This window comes from Mycobacterium sp., from assembly GCF_035603715.1.
Lineage (GTDB): Bacteria > Actinomycetota > Actinomycetes > Mycobacteriales > Mycobacteriaceae > Mycobacterium.
Genome location: NZ_DATNJW010000049.1, coordinates 1 through 2,292, shown reverse-complemented (window position 1 = coordinate 2,292; position 2,292 = coordinate 1). Strand labels below are relative to the sequence as shown.

The following is a 2,292-nucleotide window of genomic DNA, read 5'->3' as shown; positions in this document are numbered from 1 at the left end:
CGGCAACGGCTTGACCGGCGGCGACGGCGGTGCCGGTGGCGCCGGCGGCAGCTCCGTGTCTGGCCCCGGCGGTCACGGTGGCAACGGCGCCAACGGCGGCGCCGGCGGCAACCACGGCGCCGGCGGTGCCGGCGGGAACGCCGAGGATTCCACGCGCGGGGCGCCCGGGGCGGACGGTACGTTTGGCTACGGCGGCCAGGGCGGTGACTTCAGCCTTGGCGGCTCGGGCAACCCCCTCGGCGGCCTCGGCTACAGCGGCAACAATGGCCCCAACGGCACCTGATGCAGTTGGAGCCCTACTTTGTCGTGATCAGCCGCTCAACGTATTTCGCAATGACATCGACCTCAAGGTTCACCGGATCCCCGGCTTGAGCATGACCCAATGTGGTCAGCTCGCGAGTCGTCGGAATCAGCGACACCTCAAACCAGTCGTCGCCGAGCGCTGAGACGGTCAGCGAAATGCCGTCGACGGTGATCGAACCTTTTTCGACGACATAGCGGGTCAGTTCCGCGGGCAGGCCGATGCGGACCACTTCCCAGTTTTCGGAAGGTGAGCGGGACAAGATCTTCCCGGTGCCGTCAACGTGTCCCTGCACGATGTGACCGCCGAGCCGGCTGTTCACCGCGGCGGCGCGCTCGAGGTTGACCCGGCTACCTGCGGCCAGCCGACCCAAGCTGGACCGGCTCAATGTCTCGCCCATCACGTCGGCCGTGAACTGGCCGCCGGGCAGCACTTCAACGACCGTCAGGCACACGCCGTTGACGGCGATCGAGTCGCCGTGACCGGCGTCGGCAGTCACCACCGGACCCTGGATGGTGAAGCGAGCGGAATCGCCCAGGTCATCCTTGCCGACGACCTCACCCAACTCCTCAACGATTCCGGTGAACATGGCCTCAGGCTAGTGATTGCGGCTCCCCCGCGCGACGCCGCAGCAGCCTTGCGCATCATGATCGACTTCCAGCGACCCGCTACTCTGCAAGTTATGCAGACGCGTCGCCCAATCCTCGCCGTTCTCGCCGCACTCGCGATCGCAGCCACTGTTGTCAGCGGCTGCTCATCGTCCTCGAAACAGTCCGGCGCTGCGCTGCCGGACGCGGCCAACCTGATCAAGGAATCCGTCCAAAGCACCAAAAACGTCAAGAGCGTGCACCTGGTGCTGTCGGTCAACGGCAAGATCAAGCACCTGCCGATCAAGAACCTCACCGGCGACCTGACCACCGCGCCCGCCACCGCCGCCCAGGGCAATGCCAACATCACGTTCGGCGGCTCCGACATCGACGCCCAGTTCGTGGTCGACAGCGGAACCCTGTACGCGGCGATGAGCCCGGGCCAGTGGGAAAGCTTCGGGCCGGCGGCCGCTATCTACGACCCGTCCTCGATCCTCAAGCCGGACACCGGCTTGGCGAACGTGCTGACCAATCTGAGTAATCCGAAGGCCGAGTCTCGCGAAACGATCAACGGGCAGAGCACCATCAAGATCACCGGAACCACGTCGGCGGACGCGGTGAATGGCCTTGCCCCGCAGATGAAAGCGACGCAACCGGCTAACACGACCGCGTGGATCGAGGAAAACGGTGACCACCAGTTGGCCCAGATCCAGCTGGAGCAGACTCCGGGCAACTCGGTCCAGATGACGCTGTCGAACTGGAACGCGCCGGTGCAGGTCACCAAGCCCCCTGTCGCCCCGTGACGGCACCCCGGCACGCGGGGCGCGGCGTCGCGATCGGCGCCGGCAGCCTGGCCGTACTACTCGGTGCACTCGACACCTATGTCGTGGTCACCATCATGCGCGACATCATCAGCACCATCGGCATTCCGGTCAACCATCTGCAGCGCATCACGCCGATCATCACCTGGTATCTGCTGGGCTACATCGCGGCGATGCCGCTGCTTGGCCGGGCATCCGACCGGTTCGGCCGCAAGCTGCTTCTGCAAGTCAGCCTGGCCACCTTCCTGGTCGGGTCGGTGATCACGGCGATGTCAACCGACTTGGACGTACTGGTGGTTGGCCGCACCATCCAGGGCGTGGCCAGCGGCGCACTGTTGCCGGTGACGCTCGCACTGGGCGCTGACCTGTGGGCCCAGCGCAACCGCGCCGGTGTCCTCGGGGGCATCGGTGCCGCACAGGAACTGGGCAGCGTCCTCGGCCCGCTCTACGGAATCTTCATCGTCTGGCTGACCAGTCGCTGGCAGGACGTGTTCTGGATCAACGTCCCGTTGGCGCTCGCCGCGATGGTGATGATCCACTTCAGCCTGCCGTCCCGGGACCGCAGCGGCGAGCCGGAAAAAAT

At 66.0% G+C, this 2,292-nt stretch carries 3 protein-coding genes and 1 pseudogene; 3 read left to right on the top strand and 1 reads right to left on the bottom strand.

The window, feature by feature from the left end:
* Positions 1-283 (top strand): annotated as a pseudogene (locus VN856_RS01930) (hypothetical protein); the annotation flags it as partial.
* Positions 284-296: 13 nt separating this feature from the next.
* Here the strand turns inward: VN856_RS01930 and VN856_RS01925 are convergent.
* The gene (locus VN856_RS01925) at positions 297-890 is read right to left on the bottom strand and encodes a riboflavin synthase (RefSeq protein WP_325685607.1); all 594 of its coding nucleotides are present in this window, start codon (positions 888-890) and stop codon (positions 297-299) included.
* An 84-nt stretch (positions 891-974) separates the two neighbouring features.
* Between VN856_RS01925 and VN856_RS01920 the strand changes: the two genes are divergently transcribed.
* Both VN856_RS01920 and VN856_RS01915 read left to right on the top strand, forming a co-directional pair.
* On the top strand, positions 975-1,691 hold the full coding sequence (locus tag VN856_RS01920) for an LppX_LprAFG lipoprotein (RefSeq protein ID WP_414686847.1): 717 nt from the start codon (positions 975-977) through the stop codon (positions 1,689-1,691).
* Positions 1,688-2,292, top strand: a 605-nt coding sequence (locus tag VN856_RS01915; protein WP_325685603.1) for an MFS transporter, incomplete at its 3' end; no start/stop codon positions are given. The genes VN856_RS01920 and VN856_RS01915, both read left to right, overlap by 4 nt.